General features: G+C 43.2%; 10 protein-coding genes. 7 read left to right on the forward strand and 3 right to left on the reverse strand.

Annotation, left to right across the window (positions count from 1 at the left end; genetic code table 11):
- Positions 1 to 55: 55 nt before the first annotated feature.
- Positions 56 to 1,444, reverse strand: coding sequence for a dihydrolipoyl dehydrogenase (gene lpdA, locus WKF69_RS04000; protein WP_340379660.1), 1,389 nt, complete (start codon positions 1,442 to 1,444; stop codon positions 56 to 58).
- Positions 1,445 to 1,721: 277 nt separating this feature from the next.
- Between lpdA and WKF69_RS04005 the strand changes: the two genes are divergently transcribed.
- Entirely contained in the window at positions 1,722 to 4,829 is a 3,108-nt protein-coding gene (locus tag WKF69_RS04005) for a carboxypeptidase regulatory-like domain-containing protein (RefSeq protein ID WP_340379662.1), read from the forward strand.
- Between the two features lie 192 nt (positions 4,830 to 5,021).
- Positions 5,022 to 7,235, forward strand: coding sequence for a S46 family peptidase (locus WKF69_RS04010; RefSeq protein WP_340379663.1), 2,214 nt, complete (start codon positions 5,022 to 5,024; stop codon positions 7,233 to 7,235).
- A gap of 191 nt (positions 7,236 to 7,426) precedes the next feature.
- On the opposite strand, the gene WKF69_RS04015 is transcribed toward WKF69_RS04010, so the two are convergent.
- On the reverse strand, positions 7,427 to 8,605 hold the full coding sequence (locus WKF69_RS04015; protein ID WP_340379665.1) for an AIR synthase related protein: 1,179 nt from the start codon (positions 8,603 to 8,605) through the stop codon (positions 7,427 to 7,429).
- A gap of 272 nt (positions 8,606 to 8,877) precedes the next feature.
- Complete coding sequence (locus tag WKF69_RS04020; RefSeq protein WP_340379667.1) at positions 8,878 to 11,052, reverse strand: glutamine synthetase III; 2,175 nt, start codon at positions 11,050 to 11,052, stop codon at positions 8,878 to 8,880.
- Positions 11,053 to 11,453: 401 nt separating this feature from the next.
- Between WKF69_RS04020 and purL the strand changes: the two genes are divergently transcribed.
- From purL to WKF69_RS04045, 5 genes are all read left to right on the forward strand, one after another.
- Positions 11,454 to 13,676, forward strand: a complete 2,223-nt coding sequence (purL, locus tag WKF69_RS04025) for a phosphoribosylformylglycinamidine synthase subunit PurL (RefSeq protein WP_340379669.1) — start codon at positions 11,454 to 11,456, stop codon at positions 13,674 to 13,676.
- A 1-nt stretch (position 13,677) separates the two neighbouring features.
- Positions 13,678 to 14,067, forward strand: a complete 390-nt coding sequence (locus WKF69_RS04030; RefSeq protein WP_340379671.1) for a VOC family protein — start codon at positions 13,678 to 13,680, stop codon at positions 14,065 to 14,067.
- Positions 14,067 to 14,996: a methyltransferase gene (locus WKF69_RS04035; protein ID WP_340379673.1), complete on the forward strand. Its 930-nt coding sequence runs from the start codon at positions 14,067 to 14,069 to the stop codon at positions 14,994 to 14,996. Before WKF69_RS04030 ends, WKF69_RS04035 begins: the two co-directional genes overlap by 1 nt.
- A 9-nt stretch (positions 14,997 to 15,005) precedes the next feature.
- On the forward strand, positions 15,006 to 15,500 hold the full coding sequence (locus tag WKF69_RS04040) for a metallophosphoesterase family protein (RefSeq protein ID WP_340379675.1): 495 nt from the start codon (positions 15,006 to 15,008) through the stop codon (positions 15,498 to 15,500).
- Between the two features lie 19 nt (positions 15,501 to 15,519).
- A partial coding sequence (locus WKF69_RS04045) for a class 1 fructose-bisphosphatase (RefSeq protein ID WP_340379677.1) occupies positions 15,520 to 16,083 on the forward strand: 564 nt, incomplete at its 3' end.

The raw sequence follows: 16,083 nt of genomic DNA on the forward strand, positions 1-16,083 counted from the left end.
GAAGGCGTGAAGGTTATGGTCCCATTTCAGCTTTCAGTTTTCAACTTTCAGCTATTTATAGATGAATAACCTCCCCATAAGCATCCGCTGCAGCTTCCATAATAGCTTCGCTCATTGTAGGGTGAGGATGTACGGTTTTAACGATATCCATGCCGGTAGTTTCCAGCTTACGAGCTACGACCACTTCAGCGATCATTTCAGTAACATTTGCACCGATCATATGCGCGCCAAGGAATTCACCGTATTTAGCATCAAAGATCACTTTAACGAAACCATCTTTTGCGCCTGCAGCGCTTGCTTTACCCGAAGCTGAGAATGGGAATTTACCCACTTTGACTTCGTAACCAGCTTCTTTTGCAGCTTTCTCGGTGTATCCTACAGAAGCTATTTCCGGTGAGCAATAAGTACACCCCGGGATATTATTATAATTCAGTGGCTCCGGATGGTGGCCTGCAATTTTCTCTACGCAAATTATTCCTTCTGCAGAAGCGACATGGGCGAGAGCCTGGCCTTTTACGATATCACCAATAGCATAAACGCCGTCTATGTTGGTTTTGTAGAAATCGTCGACAGTAACACGGCCTTTATCGACCTTAACACCAATTTCTTCAAGTCCGAGGTTTTCTATATTAGGAGTAACCCCAACTGCCGATAAAACTATATCACATTCCAATGTTTCCGTACCTGCAGCAGATTTAACCTGAACCTTGCACGATTTGCCGCTGGCATCAACAGATTCCACGTTTGCCCCTGTCATAATAGAGATACCTGATTTCTTCAGGCTGCGAAGCAATTGCTTTGACACATCTTCATCTTCAACAGGCACAATATTATCAAGGTATTCAACGATAGTCACTTTGGTTCCGATCGTATTGTAGAAGTAAGCGAATTCTACTCCGATAGCGCCAGATCCTACTACGACCATCGATTTTGGCTGCTCCGGTAAAGACATCGCCTGACGATATCCGATGATTTTCTTGCCATCTTGCTTTAGATTTGGCAATTCTCTTGAACGCCCGCCTGTAGCAATGATGATATTTTTTGCTGAATACTCGTTAGAAGCACCGTCTGCACCTTTAACTTCAACTTTGTTGCCCTTCTTTAATTTTCCGGTTCCCATGATCACATCGATCTTGTTCTTTTTCATAAGGAACTGGACACCTTTGCTCATCCCATCGGCTACACCGCGGCTTCTTTTAATAATAGAATCAAAATCAGCTTCCGAACCCTGAACCTTTATGCCATAATCAGCAGCATGAGTTATATATTCAAATACGTTCGCACTTTTCAACAATGCTTTCGTTGGGATACAGCCCCAGTTTAGACAAATTCCACCCAACGATTCACGTTCCACAATGGCTACTTTCAAGCCTAATTGCGAAGCGCGAATAGCCGCTACATATCCACCCGGACCGCTTCCTATAACTATAATGTCGTAATTCATATTTCTAATTTGTAGTACAATGAGAATTCATCGCAAACTTAGATAATTTGTTTTATATGAGCAATGGAGCTTTGAGCTTTAAGCTTATAGCTCAAAGCTCCATTGCCTAAAGGTAAATGTGGATAAAAAAATGCCCGCTTTCCATATATGCTGGAGCAAATACCATGAGATTTAATATTATCTTAACATCGAAATTGTCACACTGTGAAAAAGGTGATTATCTTTGCCGCAATTTCAAACAACCAATTATATTCAATCTCACATTAAAGGAAAATTTATGAAGAAGTTTTTACTCTTAACATTTGTTGTTTTACTTGGTGCATTAGGCGCAATGGCACAGGTAACGACAAGTAGTTTGTCCGGTACGATCAGTGATTCCCAGGAATCACTGATAGGAGCAACCGTGAAGGCAACGCATCAGCCAACCGGAACAGTTTATGGTGCTTCTACAAATGAAGTAGGAAGATTTACGATACCCAATATGCGTCCGGGTGGACCCTATGTTATCACTGTCACATATTTAGGATATCAAAAAGCAGATTACCCCAACGTCATGCTTAAGCTTGGAGAGCCTTTTATTCTGAACGCTGTCCTAAGAAGAGATGGACTAAATTTAGATGAGGTAATTGTAGTAGGTGCGAAAGATAACACCTTCAATAGTAAAAGAACAGGAGCCTCCACAAATATCAGTAAAGAACAGATCGAAGAACTTCCCTCTTTAAATCGTTCCTTATCTGATTACTGGAGATTAACACCCCAGGCCAATGGAAACTCTTTTGGCGGACAGAACAGCCGCTATAATAATATCACTATAGATGGAGCTGTAAATAATGATGTATTTGCTGCGTCCAGTTCTGCTATTACGCCAGGAAGTAACTCTAATACTCAGCCTATTTCTTTGGATGCGATCCAGGAGATACAAGTGGTTCTTGCTCCCTATGATATTTCATATGGAAACTTTACCGGAGCCGGCGTGAATGCCATTACACGTTCTGGCACGAATAATTTCGAAGGGTCAGCCTATTTCTATGGCCGTAATCAAAATACCGTAGGAACGAGGCCAGACGGTATAAAGTCAGCTACTTTCCTGAATAATCAATATGGGTTACGTATTGGCGGACCAATAGTAAAGGATAAATTATTCTTATTTGTAAATGGTGAATTAGGGAGGATAGAATCTCCAAGTGTCCTAAACGCCGGGGATCCGGGTTCAGTGCTCACAACTGCTCAAGCCCAGGATCTCGCCAACTTTGTTAAAACAACCTATGCATATGATGTAGGCAGTATTGGCGAAATACCTACTCAAACGCAAAGTGATAAATTGTTTGCCAGGTTAGATTGGAACATAAATCAAAAACATCAGTTAATGTTGCGCCACAATTATATCAAAGCTTTTGACGATGTTTTTTCACGTTCACCTACAGTGTTTAGATTTGGAAATCAAGGAGGCAGAAATAATAATAAACAGAATATCAGTGTTTTAGAACTGAGAAGCTCTTTGTCAAAGTCCTTGTCAAATAATTTAATAATGGGCTACTCAACGGTGAGGGATGCCCGTTCAATTTCGGGAACATTGTTTCCGCATGTTCAGATTAACAATGCAAATGGTAAAGCTACGGATCAAATAGTTTTTGGCTCTGAACGAAGCAGCACTACCAATCAGCTGGATCAGGATATATTTGAGTTAACTGATAATTTAAAGGTATTTTCAGGTAATCATACATTTACTGTTGGTACTCATAATGAATTCTTTAAGTTCAGAAATCTATTTATAAACAACAGGTTTGGTTATTGGCAGTTTAGCAGCCTGGCAGATTTTCAAGCGAACAAACCATTCCGTGTCGAGGCTACCTATCCGATAACGGCGAATCCTGGAGAAGCTCGTTTTTCAGCAGCTCAGCTCGGGTTTTATTTTCAGGACGAAATTCAGGCATCAGATAATTTGAGGCTAACTGCCGGTATGCGTGTTGACGTTCCTGTTTTTTTTGACACACCAGAACGAAATGTATTGTCGGAAACGGCTTTCGGTTACCGAACAGACATCACTCCCAAAAGCCGTCCTTTGGTTTCTCCGAGGTTAGGATTTAACTATGATGTATTTGGCAACAGAAGTCTTCAAATACGGGGCGGGGCCGGGATTTTTACTGGACGCGTGCCTTTTGTATGGCTGTCTAATCAATTCACCAATAACGGGGTATTGTTTGGTACAGTATTTCAGAATAGTCCTGCGACTTTCCAGCCAGATCCAAATAAGCAGTCGACAGCGGGCGGATCTGTCACTACTTATGAGTTAAACCTAATCAATGAAAATTTCAGGCTGCCACAGTCTTTCAGGTCTAATCTTGCAACTGATTTCCGATTACCAGGTGGAATTGTGGCGACCCTCGAAGCTATTTACAATAAAACGGTAAATAATATCAGCTATCAGGACATTAACATTAAAGGAAGAACAGGTTCTTTAAATCCGGCTTTATCCGGAGGAAATGATCTGAGACCAACTTATGGTGGCAAGGTTAACTCTTCGGTGACGAATGCGATATTGCTTAAGAACAGTGGTGAGGGTTCTTCTTACAACCTGACAGCCCAGCTTCAAAAATTATTCAATTTTGGCTTTAGTACATCGATTGCATACACTTACGGTGATGCGAGGGATGTTAATAGCGGCACGAGCTCAACTGCGCGTTCTAACTGGCAATTTAACCAGATTGTTGAGGATGCTAATAATCCTAATCTGTCGTATTCCAGGTTTGATCTTAAACACCGCATAGTAGGCAGCGCCAATTACGGTATTAACTACGGAAAGAATAAATTATTTGGAACCACATTGTCGGTATTTTATGCGGGCAGATCCGGAGAACCTATTTCATACTTGTATTTCGGAGATTTAAACGGTGATGGTGCTAATCAAAATGATTTACTTTATGTGCCAAGAAGCGCAAGTGAAATTAAATTGAATAATCTCTCTGCATCAGGTTTATTGCCAGCTTTAACTCCTGCTGAGCAATGGACACAATTAGATGCATTTATAAATAACGAACCCTATCTTAGAGAAAGAAGAGGGCAGTACGTTGAACGTTTTGGTGGCCGGATGCCATGGGAGCATGCAGTTGACATTAGATTGTTACAGGATTTCGGTGGTTTGATAAAAGGAACCAAGAACCGCTTACAATTATCTGCTGATATTTTTAACTTCGGCAACATGATTAATAAATCATGGGGCAGGGCTTATTCATTAGGGAACAATGCAAGTACGCTTATTTCCTATTCATCAAGTGCCGGAGGCGGCTTTACGTTCCGGGCTCCAACCAGTGGAACAGCATATCAGATTGATCAGATTCGTTCAAGATGGGCTGCACAATTCGGAGCGAGATACCTGTTTAATTAACAGAGCTAATCCAGGACGGACATGGGTCCCGGTTACATATGTATCCGGGACCTTTTTTTTCGATCATTTTATAATGTGATTTGCATTTTTGAATTACTGATCCGCCTTGCTTCTAAGAAAATGAAATCAGCTTGAAACAATTAAGCTCGTTTAGCATTATATTAGTTGCAACCAATTAATAACTCAAATTTTATGAACAGACTTAAATACGCAGTAGCATCGCTATTAGTATTTGCTATGGGTTTAAGCAACCTGGCAAAGGCTGATGAAGGGATGTGGCTGCCCATGCTCATTGGTAAAAACTACGAGCAAATGAAAAGGCAGGGATTTAAGCTTACCCCTGAAGATCTTTACAGTGTGAATAAAGCGAGCATTAAAGATGCGATCGTATCTTTTGGCGGCTTTTGTACAGGAGAGATCGTTTCAAAAAACGGATTAATCTTTACTAACCACCACTGTGGATACGATGCAGCAGCGTCTAATTCAACTCCAGAAAATAATATTCTGGATAACGGGTTTTATGCTAAATCTTACCAGGAAGAAAAACCTATTCAGGGATTATTTGTACGTTTCCTGGTTCGCATGGAAGACGTAACTCCTAAGGTAATGGCAGCTCTTGCCGGTGTGCGGGACAAGGACAGGGCAGCTAAGATTGCAGAGATAAGCAAGCAGATAAGCTCTGATGTTACAGCTGGTACAGCTATGGAAGCCGATGTGCGTGACGTTTACAAAACGAATCAGTTTCTTCTTTTTATCTACGAGCGGTTCAGTGACGTCCGTTTAGTGGGAATTCCACCGCAGTCAATAGGAAAATTTGGTGGCGATACGGATAACTGGGAATGGCCGCGTCATACGGGTGACTTTTCTGTATTCCGCGTTTATGCGGACGCCAACAATAAAGCAGCTGCATACTCAGCATCAAACAAGCCCTATACCCCTAAGAAATCTTTGCCGGTTTCTATTAAAGGCGTAAAGAACGGTGATTTTGCCATGGTCTATGGTTTCCCCGGGCGTACAGACAGATACCTGACCTCTTATGGTGTTCAGACCGCTACCGAGCGATCTAATCCAACCACAGTTAAGCTTCGGGATATCCGCCTGAAAGCGTGGAAAGAGGAGATGGATAAGAATGTAGATGTGCGTTTAAAAATGTCATCCCAGTACGCAAATATTGCCAATTACTGGAAGTATTATATCGGCCAGACCGAACAGTTAAAGAGGCTGAAAATCAACGAAGCCAAACAAAAGGAGGAAGCGACTTTTACAACATGGTCGGCTTCTAACCCTGAAATGACCAACTTGATGGGCCAGTACAAAACTGCTTACGACCTATATGACCCTTATGTTGTGCATTATACCTATATCAACGAAGGCTTACTAGCGTCTCCCTGGGTACGGAATGCATCCCAATTTGGGGCTGCAATTGATGCAATGATGGCCCGTAAGGATGATGCTGCCTATGTTAAACAGGTTAATACCAATCTTAATAACATGGTGAACACATATGAGAAAACCTATCTGGAAAATGCAGATAAGAAGATCTTTGCTCAGATCCTGACAGGTTTCTATACTGATGTTCCAAAAAGCCAGCATCCCAAGTTTATCACTCTGATCTCAGAGAAGTATTGGAAAGGATCGCCGCAGGCAACATTCGAAAACTATGCTGATTATCTATGGAAAAACAGCAACCTGATCGATCCTGCCAAGCTAAGAGCATTTTTAGCCAGCCCGAATAAGGAATCCCTTGAAAAGGACCCAGGTTATATGTATGCTGTTAACCTGATCCCTGCGGATTATGTTAAGAATAACTTTGGAACAGTTCTGAGTGATTTCCAGGCGACTAAATCGCGTTTGGACAACCTGTATCTTAAAGCCCTTCTTGAAAAGAATAAAGGTGCTTTAATATATCCTGATGCTAACTCTACTATGCGTATAAGTTACGGTCAGGTTCAGAACTATAGCCCTAAAGATGGTGTAACCTATGATGTTAAAACAACGATTGATGGAATGGTGGCCAAGTATCAGCCGGGTGACGATGAGTTCGATCTCCCGCAATCATTGCTTGATGCCTATGCAAAACGTGATTTCAGGGAGTATGGTGAGAACGGAACACTTGCCGTAGGATTCATCAGTAATAACGACATTACCGGTGGTAATTCCGGATCACCTGTTCTGAACGGCGATGGTGAGCTGATCGGATTAGCTTTCGATGGTAACTGGGAAGCAATGAGCGGAGATATTGCATTTGATAAGCAATACAAGCGTACCATTTCAGTCGACGCCCGCTTTGTGCTTTGGTGTATCGATGTTCTGGGTGGTGCAAAGAACATCATCGATGAACTTGATATTAGAAGAAATAAGTTGCCGTTTCCGAAGGATAAGTTGATAATGAGGAAGACTGAGTAGAGTTTGCAGCGCTGCGCCTGCCTGCGGTAGGCAGGCTCGCAATGACAGCATTTAGTAACGGTTGTCGTTGCGAGGAGGAACGACGAAGCAATCTTCCCTAAAAAAGCCTTTCTGAATCCAGAGAGGCTTTTTTGTTATTACTTATAAAGCGTCTAGGCCACCCAGCCTAACAACTAACTACCAACAACCAACTAATTATAAACAAACTCCCCATACGGCGACTTTATCGTCACCTGCTTTTTGTCGGCTGCTTCAACCCGTCCAACTATCTGCGCATCAACATTAAACTCCTGTGAGATATCAATAATGTACTGGGCGATCTTTTCGGGAACGTAAAACTCCATCCGGTGCCCCATATTGAACACTTTGTACATTTCCTTCCACTCTGTTCCTGATTGGTCCTGGATCAGCTTAAACAGGGGAGGGATTTCCAATAAATTATCTTTTATGATATGCAGATTGTCTATGAAATGCAGGATCTTGGTTTGCGCGCCCCCGCTGCAATGAACCATGCCATGTATGTCTGAACGGTATTTATCAAAGATCTTTTTTACAATAGGAGCATAGGTTCGTGTGGGTGATAGTACCAGCTTTCCAGCCGTTACCGGATCTGAGCCATTTATGCTGATCTTATCAGTTAACTTTTTACCGCCCGAGAAGATAAGCTCGTACGGAACTGCCGGATCGCAGCTCTCCGGGTATTTCTCCGCTACATATTTGTGAAACACATCATGACGGGCAGAAGTCAGGCCATTTGAGCCCATGCCTCCATTGTATTCCTTTTCGTAAGTGGCTTGGCCATAAGAGGACAGGCCAACGATCACGTCGCCGGGCTGGATCCTGTCATTGGAGATAATGTCTGCACGCTCCATGCGGCAGGTGACGGTGGAATCAACTATGATCGTCCGTACTATATCACCCACATCCGCTGTTTCGCCGCCGGTTGAATAAATGCCTATACCAAGGTCACGGAGCTCCTGCAGGATCTCTTCAGTACCGTTGATGATCTCGGCTATTACTTCGCCGGGAATAAGATTTTTATTTCTGCCGATGGTAGATGACAACAGAATGTTATCCATTGCACCAACGCAAAGCAGGTCATCCAAGTTCATTATTATTGCGTCCTGCGCAATACCCCGCCATACGGATAGGTCTCCTGTTTCTTTCCAGTAAACGTATGCGAGTGATGATTTGGTTCCTGCTCCATCAGCATGCATAATATTGCAATACGCATCGTCCTTGCCCAGTATATCAGGGATGATCTTGCAGAAAGCTTTCGGGAAAATTCCTTTGTCTATATTCTTGATGGCATTGTGCACATCTTCTTTATCAGCGGAAACGCCGCGCTGGTTGTATTTGAGATTTGACATGGGCCGTAAAGTTAACGATTTGTTGTTGGTTTGCCACGCTTCGCTCGCAATGACAAAGGGCAATTGGGTTAGTTGTTGGTTTGCCGCGCTTCGCTCGCAATGACAACGGCCGGAGGTATGAGGTATGAGGTAATCTAGTCAAGTTAACGATATTTTCTATAGGTACGTATTCCACTCTCCACTTTCCATTCTCCACTCTCAACTAAAAAGAAAAGCCCCACTTAAAGCAGGGCTTCTCTTATAATGCTGTCATTGCGAGTGCAACGCGGCAACTACTTAATAAAAAGCAACTCTCTAAACTTCGGCAACGGCCATTTAGTATCGTCAACTAACTGCTCCAGTTTGTCGACATGGGCACGGATTGGATCGAAGTAAGATTTTACTTTTTCATCGTAAGCAATAGACTTGTCTCTGATATCATCGATCTTGTTTGCTTTCTTACGTTCATCGATCATCATGGTATTGTTGGTTTTGATGAAGTTTACGTGCTCAGAGATCTTCTTGATGATGTCCATCTGTGCTTCGTAAGTATCAGGACCTAAGCCAATATCTTTTAAGCCTTTAACGTTCTCGATCAGGGTAGTCTGGTAGCTGATAGCAGTCGGGATTATCACATTATCTACAAGCTCGCCCATAACCCTTGCTTCGATCTGAAGTTTCTTGAAATAGCTTTCAAGAAGGATCTCGTGACGGGCGTGAGACTCGCGTTTACTGAATACACCGGTGTCTTCAAATAGTTTATCCGTTTTAGGATCAAGAAGAACGTCAAGTGCCTTTGGAGTAGTTTTGATATTGCTTAATCCTCTCTTTTCAGCTTCCAGAGCCCACTCATCACTGTAACCATTACCTTCGAAACGGATCGCCTTGGATTCTTTAATATAACGTTTGATAACCGTCATCAGGGCTACGTCTTTTTTCTCGCCTTTCTTGATCAATTTATCAACTTCTGTTTTGAATTTGTTCAGCTGATCAGCAACGATAAGGTTTAAGACCGTCATTGGGTTTGCTGAGTTAGCAGATGATCCAACCGCTCGCAACTCAAACTTATTACCGGTAAAGGCAAGAGGAGAAGTACGGTTACGATCTGTGTTATCCAAAAGAATTTGCGGAACCTTTGGAATGCTTGTCCACAAAGAAGGCTCCTGCTTCATTTTAGAAGTAACCCTTGAAGTTTCGATCTCGTCAAGAAGGTCGTTCAACTGGCTTCCAAGGAACATGGATATGATTGCCGGTGGTGCTTCATTAGCTCCAAGGCGGTGATCGTTATTCACAGAAGCAATTGATGCCCTTAAAAGGTCTGAATATTCGAATACCGCTCTGATTGTATTTACAAAGAACGTAAGGAACATCAGGTTGTTCTTAGGCGTTTTGCCGGGAGCAAGCAGATTTTTTCCTGTGTTTGTTATAAGCGACCAGTTGTTATGTTTTCCGGATCCGTTGATTCCTGCGTATGGTTTTTCGTGCAGTAAAACTTTAAAGTTATGCCTGCGGGCAACCTTATCCATAAGATCCATTAATAATGAATTATGGTCAATTGCAAGGTTGATCTCTTCATAAATAGGAGCACACTCGAACTGAGATGGTGCAACTTCATTATGGCGGGTTTTTAAAGGAATACCAAGCTTGATGGATTCGATCTCTAATTCCTGCATGAAAGCAAGAACCCGGTCAGGAATAGAACCGAAGTAATGATCATCCAGCTGCTGGTTCTTTGCAGACATATGACCGAACAAAGTTCTTCCAGTCAGATAAAGATCCGGGCGTGCATTAAATAAAGCCAGATCAACGAGGAAATACTCCTGTTCGATACCTAATGATGCGTTTACTTTCTCGATGCCTTTATCAAAATACTGAGCTACAGCAACTGCTGCTTTGTCCATTACTCCTAAAGCTTTCAATAATGGTGCTTTGTAATCCAGCGCTTCTCCTGTGTAGGAAACGAACACGGTTGGGATACAAAGGGTGTTACCCATAATGAATGCAGGAGATGAAGGATCCCATGCAGTGTAACCGCGTGCTTCAAACGTACTGCGGATACCGCCATTTGGAAAGCTTGATGCATCCGGCTCCTGTTGTGATAAGGATTCACCAGAAAATTTATCTAATCCCTGTCCGTCAGAACCAGGCTCGAAAAATGAATCATGCTTTTCTGCTGTTGATCCTGTAAGCGGCTGAAACCAGTGAGTATAATGAGTAGCTCCCTTGCCAATAGCCCAGGCCTTCATCGCTGAAGCAACCTGCTCTGAAATTGCACGATCGATCGGTGTTCCCGAATCAATTGAATGTACAATACTATTAAAAGCTTCCTTTGATAAACTGTCTTTCATCTTCTTTTGATTGAAGACATTTATGTTAAAATATTCAGAAGGCTTGGCTGAAGGGGCTTTCACTTCAGTAGTTGTTCTGGAAAGAACGGCATTTAATGCTTGAAATCTTAAAGATGACATCGTTTTGCTCAGTTTTTAAATAAATTTTGGCTAAAAATAGTGTTTTGTCTTAGAAAACGATACGAATTTGGAAAATTGTTGATAAAAATAGTGATTGATGGTAAAAATGATTGGCGATGAGTTGTACGTTATACGTTTTACGTTATAAGTTTTGGACTCCAGGGTTAGTTTTAATATTTTTTATTAAGAATTGAATCCGTCGGTATGCATTCCCTCAAAGACGCTGGGTGCGTAAGACGTTTTTGGAACCCGGATTATATTTGGGATTTTCATTCTATGAATGAAATTTGCGGTTATGCGTTCTTTTATACGGTAAGGTACGTAAGACGTAAAACGTATAACTTATAACGTATAACGTAATTTTTCCTACTTTTGACCATCCCAACAAAAACCCCGATACATTGGAAAATACGCAACTTACCACCTTAGAAACCGCTAAAGACTTAGGCCTTCTTCCTGAAGAATTTGATAGAATAAAAGAAATACTGGGGCGCACTCCAAATTTTACAGAGTTGTCTATATTCTCTGTGATGTGGAGCGAGCACTGTTCTTATAAAAATTCAATTACCTGGCTGAAGACCTTACCTAAGGATGGGCCGCGAATGCTCGCAAAGGCTGGTGAAGAGAATGCGGGTATGGTTGATCTGGGTGATGATATTGCCTGTGTCTTTAAAATTGAATCTCATAACCACCCTTCGGCGCTTGAGCCTTATCAGGGGGCTGCTACGGGTGTGGGTGGTATTAACCGCGATATATTTACAATGGGGGCCCGCCCGATCGCTCAGCTGAATTCCCTCCGTTTTGGTGATCCGGAACAGGAACGCACAAAATGGCTTATCAAAGGGGTGGTAAAAGGTATCGGGCATTACGGGAATGCATTTGGTATCCCGACTGTTGGCGGGGAATTATTCTTTGATGAGTGTTATACCGTTAACCCGCTGGTTAATGCCATGTCGGCCGGGATAGTTAAACCAGGTGAGACTGTTTCTGCAACATCGTATGGAGTAGGCAACCCGGTATACATCGTTGGTTCAGCTACCGGAAAAGACGGAATACACGGTGCAGCCTTTGCATCTAAAAATATAACAGAAGACTCGATCAATGACCTTCCGGCTGTTCAGGTAGGTGATCCTTTCCAGGAGAAGTTATTGCTTGAAGCTACGCTGGAGGTGATCAAAACCGGCGCTGTTGTAGGAATGCAGGACATGGGTGCTGCCGGTATCATCTGTTCAAATTCTGAAATGTCTGCCAAAGGCGAGCATGGAATGAAGATCAATCTTGATCTTGTTCCGGTACGCCAGGAGAATATGAAGCCTTTTGAGATCCTGCTTTCTGAATCTCAGGAGCGTATGCTTATCGTGGTAGAAAAAGGCCGCGAGAAAGATGTGGAAGCTGTTTTTGACAAGTGGGATCTGAACTGCGCTATTATAGGTGAAGTTACTGATACCAAACGCCTGCATTATTATATGAATGATGAGCTTGTAGCTGACGTACCCGCAGACGACCTGGTTCTGGGCGGCGGAGCTCCGGTTTATAAGAGAGAATTCAAAGAGCCTGCTTATTTTAAGGAGAACCAGAAGTTCAGGATAAAGGACGTTAAAGAACCATCAGACCTAAAAGCTATCGCTGATCATCTGATATCTCATCCGAACATTGCTTCCAAAAGATGGGTTACCGATCAGTATGACTCCATGGTAGGAACAGCTACAATGACGACTAACCGCCCTAGCGATGCTGCCGTAGTAAGCGTAAAGGGTACAGACAAAGCAATTGCCTTGTCCGTTGATTGTAACTCAAGATATGTTTATGCCGATCCTGAAACCGGTTGTGCTATTGCTGTGGCAGAAGCTGCTCGTAATATAACCTGCGCGGGCGGTGAGCCTGTAGCAATTACCAATTGCCTGAACTTTGGTAACCCCTATGTTCCGGAAGTTTACTGGCAGTTTGTTGGCGCTATTAAAGGTATGAGCGCGGCCTGTACTAAATTTGAAACCCCTGTAACTGGCGGAAACGTGAGTTTTTATAATCAGTCCTCTGATGAAGGCCCCGTTTTCCCAACACCAACCATTGGTATGTTGGGGGTGCTTGACGATCTGAGCACATTTATGACTTCAGATTTTAAACAAGCCGGTGACCTTATATATATGATAGGAGAGAGCGTGAATGATATTTCATCTTCACAATACCTTGCTTCCTACCATAAAATAACTGCCTGCCCGGCGCCGCATTTCGATCTTGAAAAAGAATATGCGATGCACCAGGTGATCAAGCAGCTTATCAGACAAGGCCTGATTCAGTCTGCCCATGATATTTCTGACGGGGGGCTTTACATTACTCTGCTGGAATCCTCAATGCCGAACGAACTTGGTTTCGAAATTGAAACCGATTCAAGTATCCGTAAGGATGCGTTCCTTTTCGGCGAGGCACAGGGAAGGGTAGTTGTATCGGTTAAAGCGGAACAGCAGGAAGAGTTCATCGAACTTCTGGCCACTTCTGAAACGGAATTCAGCTTTCTGGGCAAGGTTTCTGGAGGAGATCTGACTGTTGATGAAACGAGCTTTGGATCTGTAGATAAATCGCAATCCGTCTACAATAACGTGCTGCATAACATCCTCGGAGAATAACATGCTAAAACTTAACCGCGTACATCACATTGCACTGATTTGCACTGATTATGCGGCTTCAAAAGCCTTTTACACAGAGATACTTGGGCTGGAGATCGTGCAGGAAGTTTATCGGAAGGAACGCGATTCCTATAAACTCGACCTTGCTGTAAACGGAAACTACCAGCTGGAACTGTTTTCCTTTCCTGATCCGCCGGCGCGCCCATCCAGGCCGGAGGCACGGGGGTTAAGGCACCTTGCATTCGAAGTGGACGACCTCTATGCTTCCGTAGCTCATTTAAACCAGCACAAGGTTTCTACAGAAGAAATCCGGATGGACGAGTATACCGGTAAGCGCTTTGTATTTTTTTCAGATCCCGATGGCCTTCCCATTGAGCTTTACGAATTATAATGAGTAAGGTCTTCCAGTTTAAGCAGTTCAGCGTTGATCAGACCAATTGCGGGATGAAAGTAAACACCGATGCCGCTTTGCTCGGTTCTATTGCTCATAATGATGATATCGAACGGATACTGGAAATAGGGACCGGCACGGGTGTTATTGCGCTGATGCTTGCCCAGCGGTATGCCTCAGCACTGATTGATGCTGTTGAGATAGATGACATGGCGGCTGAAACAGCTGAGTTGAATTTCAGGAATTCTCCTTTTGCACCTAAAATCAGCCTGGTGAGGTCTTCGTTCGAAGAGCATTTCAGCAATACTGCCGCTAAGTACGACCTTATCGTATCGAATCCCCCTTACTTTATCAACTCCCTGCGTTCTGATGATCCTTCCAGGCGTCTGGCAAGGCATGCCAATGAGGACTTTTTTAAAAACCTGGTATCCGGAGTTGCTGCGCATTTAAGCTCAAAAGGGCTGCTCTATTTAATCCTGCCGCTGGATACTGCCGAGCTTGTTAAAACTCTACTTGCACAAAGCGGAGTAAGATATAGGGCAAGCCCTATGTTGTATCAGGAAAGAGCAGGCAAGACGCCTACTTTAACGCAGAGAGCTCAGAGTGGTCCGCAGAGATCGCAGCGAAAGAATCGAACCAAACGACTTCAACAAGCACTTTGTGAAAAACTTTGCGCTCTCTGCGCCGGTCCCCTGCGCCCTCTGCGGTTAAACTTCGGTGGGTACGTATCAAGTAGTTCTATAGAGTTGGCTGTCCGGAAAACGATCTTTATCCATTCCTTTCCTGAATCCAAACCCTATCGCTGTATTTTGGTTATTGGAATAGGGGCGCGGAATACCGATACGCAGAAATTCGTCATTTATGAAGCACAGAATGCGTATACCGAGGAGTATCGTATGTTGCTGAAAGACTATCTCACCATATTCTAGCTCCTGTTTATGACAAGAATAGGTTTGATCTCGGATACTCATAGTTACCTCGATGATGCCGTGTTTAAGCATTTCGAAAATTGTGATGAGATCTGGCATGCCGGCGACTTTGGGGATAGCAAGGTTGCAGATGCTTTAGCTGAGTTCAAACCGCTGAAAGGAGTTTACGGAAACATCGATGGCCGGGATATCCGGTCGGTGTACCCGGAAGATTTGCAATTTAACTGTGAAGGCGTAAAAGTATGGATGACACATATCGGAGGTTACCCCGGTAAATATGATCGTCGGATCAGGTCTGAGATCCAGAATGAAGAGCCAGATCTGTTCATCTGCGGGCACTCGCATATACTGAAAGTGATGTACGATAAAAATATTACTTGTTTACACTTAAATCCAGGCGCGGCCGGTAAGTATGGATGGCATAAAGTTCGTACATTGCTTCGATTTTGCATTTCTGAGAAAAAAATCCTTAATTTGGAGGTCATTGAATTAGCAGGAAGATAACGTATAAAGTACACTAAGTATGTCGGGAATATTAACTTTAGGCCAGTTTATTATTGAAAAACAGAGTGATTTTCCATATGCAAAAGGAGAATTGTCCCGCTTGCTCAGGGATATTGGGATCGCCTCAAAAATTGTCAACCGCGAGGTAAATAAAGCGGGCCTGATGGATATCCTCGGTGAGGTCGGTACGGTCAATGTTCAGGGGGAAAGCCAGAAAAAATTAGATGTATTTGCTAATGAGCAATTCATCTCCGCTTTAACCAGCGGGGGCGAATGCTGTATCGTCGCTTCAGAGGAAAACGATGAGTTTGTGCCTATCGATGCAGAAGTGTCAAAAAATGCCCGCTATATCGTTGCAATTGATCCTTTGGATGGCTCATCCAATATTGATGTAAACGTAGCTGTAGGGACGATCTTTTCGATCTACCGCAGAAAGTCAACAGACGGCAAGGCTACCCTGGAAGATGTTCTCCAGCAGGGTACAGAACAGGTTGCAGCAGGTTATGTGATTTACGGTTCATCAACGATGCTCGTTTATACTACAGGAAAAGGGGTGAACGGTTTTACATTAGATCCGTCGATA

The sequence above is a fragment of the Daejeonella sp. genome (assembly GCF_037719425.1).
GTDB lineage: Bacteria > Bacteroidota > Bacteroidia > Sphingobacteriales > Sphingobacteriaceae > Daejeonella.

Excerpts from the sequence above, each read along its gene's own strand:
- WKF69_RS04005 (WP_340379662.1), top strand. The coding sequence starts at position 1,722 with ATGAAGAAGTTTTTACTCTTAACATTTGTTGTTTTACTTGGTGCATTA.
- WKF69_RS04030 (WP_340379671.1), top strand. The coding sequence starts at position 13,678 with ATGCTAAAACTTAACCGCGTACATCACATTGCACTGATTTGCACTGAT.
- WKF69_RS04035 (WP_340379673.1), top strand. The coding sequence starts at position 14,067 with ATGAGTAAGGTCTTCCAGTTTAAGCAGTTCAGCGTTGATCAGACCAAT.
- WKF69_RS04010 (WP_340379663.1), top strand. The coding sequence starts at position 5,022 with ATGAACAGACTTAAATACGCAGTAGCATCGCTATTAGTATTTGCTATG.
- WKF69_RS04020 (WP_340379667.1), bottom strand. The coding sequence starts at position 11,052 with ATGTCATCTTTAAGATTTCAAGCATTAAATGCCGTTCTTTCCAGAACA.
- WKF69_RS04040 (WP_340379675.1), top strand. The coding sequence starts at position 15,006 with ATGACAAGAATAGGTTTGATCTCGGATACTCATAGTTACCTCGATGAT.
- WKF69_RS04015 (WP_340379665.1), bottom strand. The coding sequence starts at position 8,605 with ATGTCAAATCTCAAATACAACCAGCGCGGCGTTTCCGCTGATAAAGAA.
- lpdA (WP_340379660.1), bottom strand. The coding sequence starts at position 1,444 with ATGAATTACGACATTATAGTTATAGGAAGCGGTCCGGGTGGATATGTA.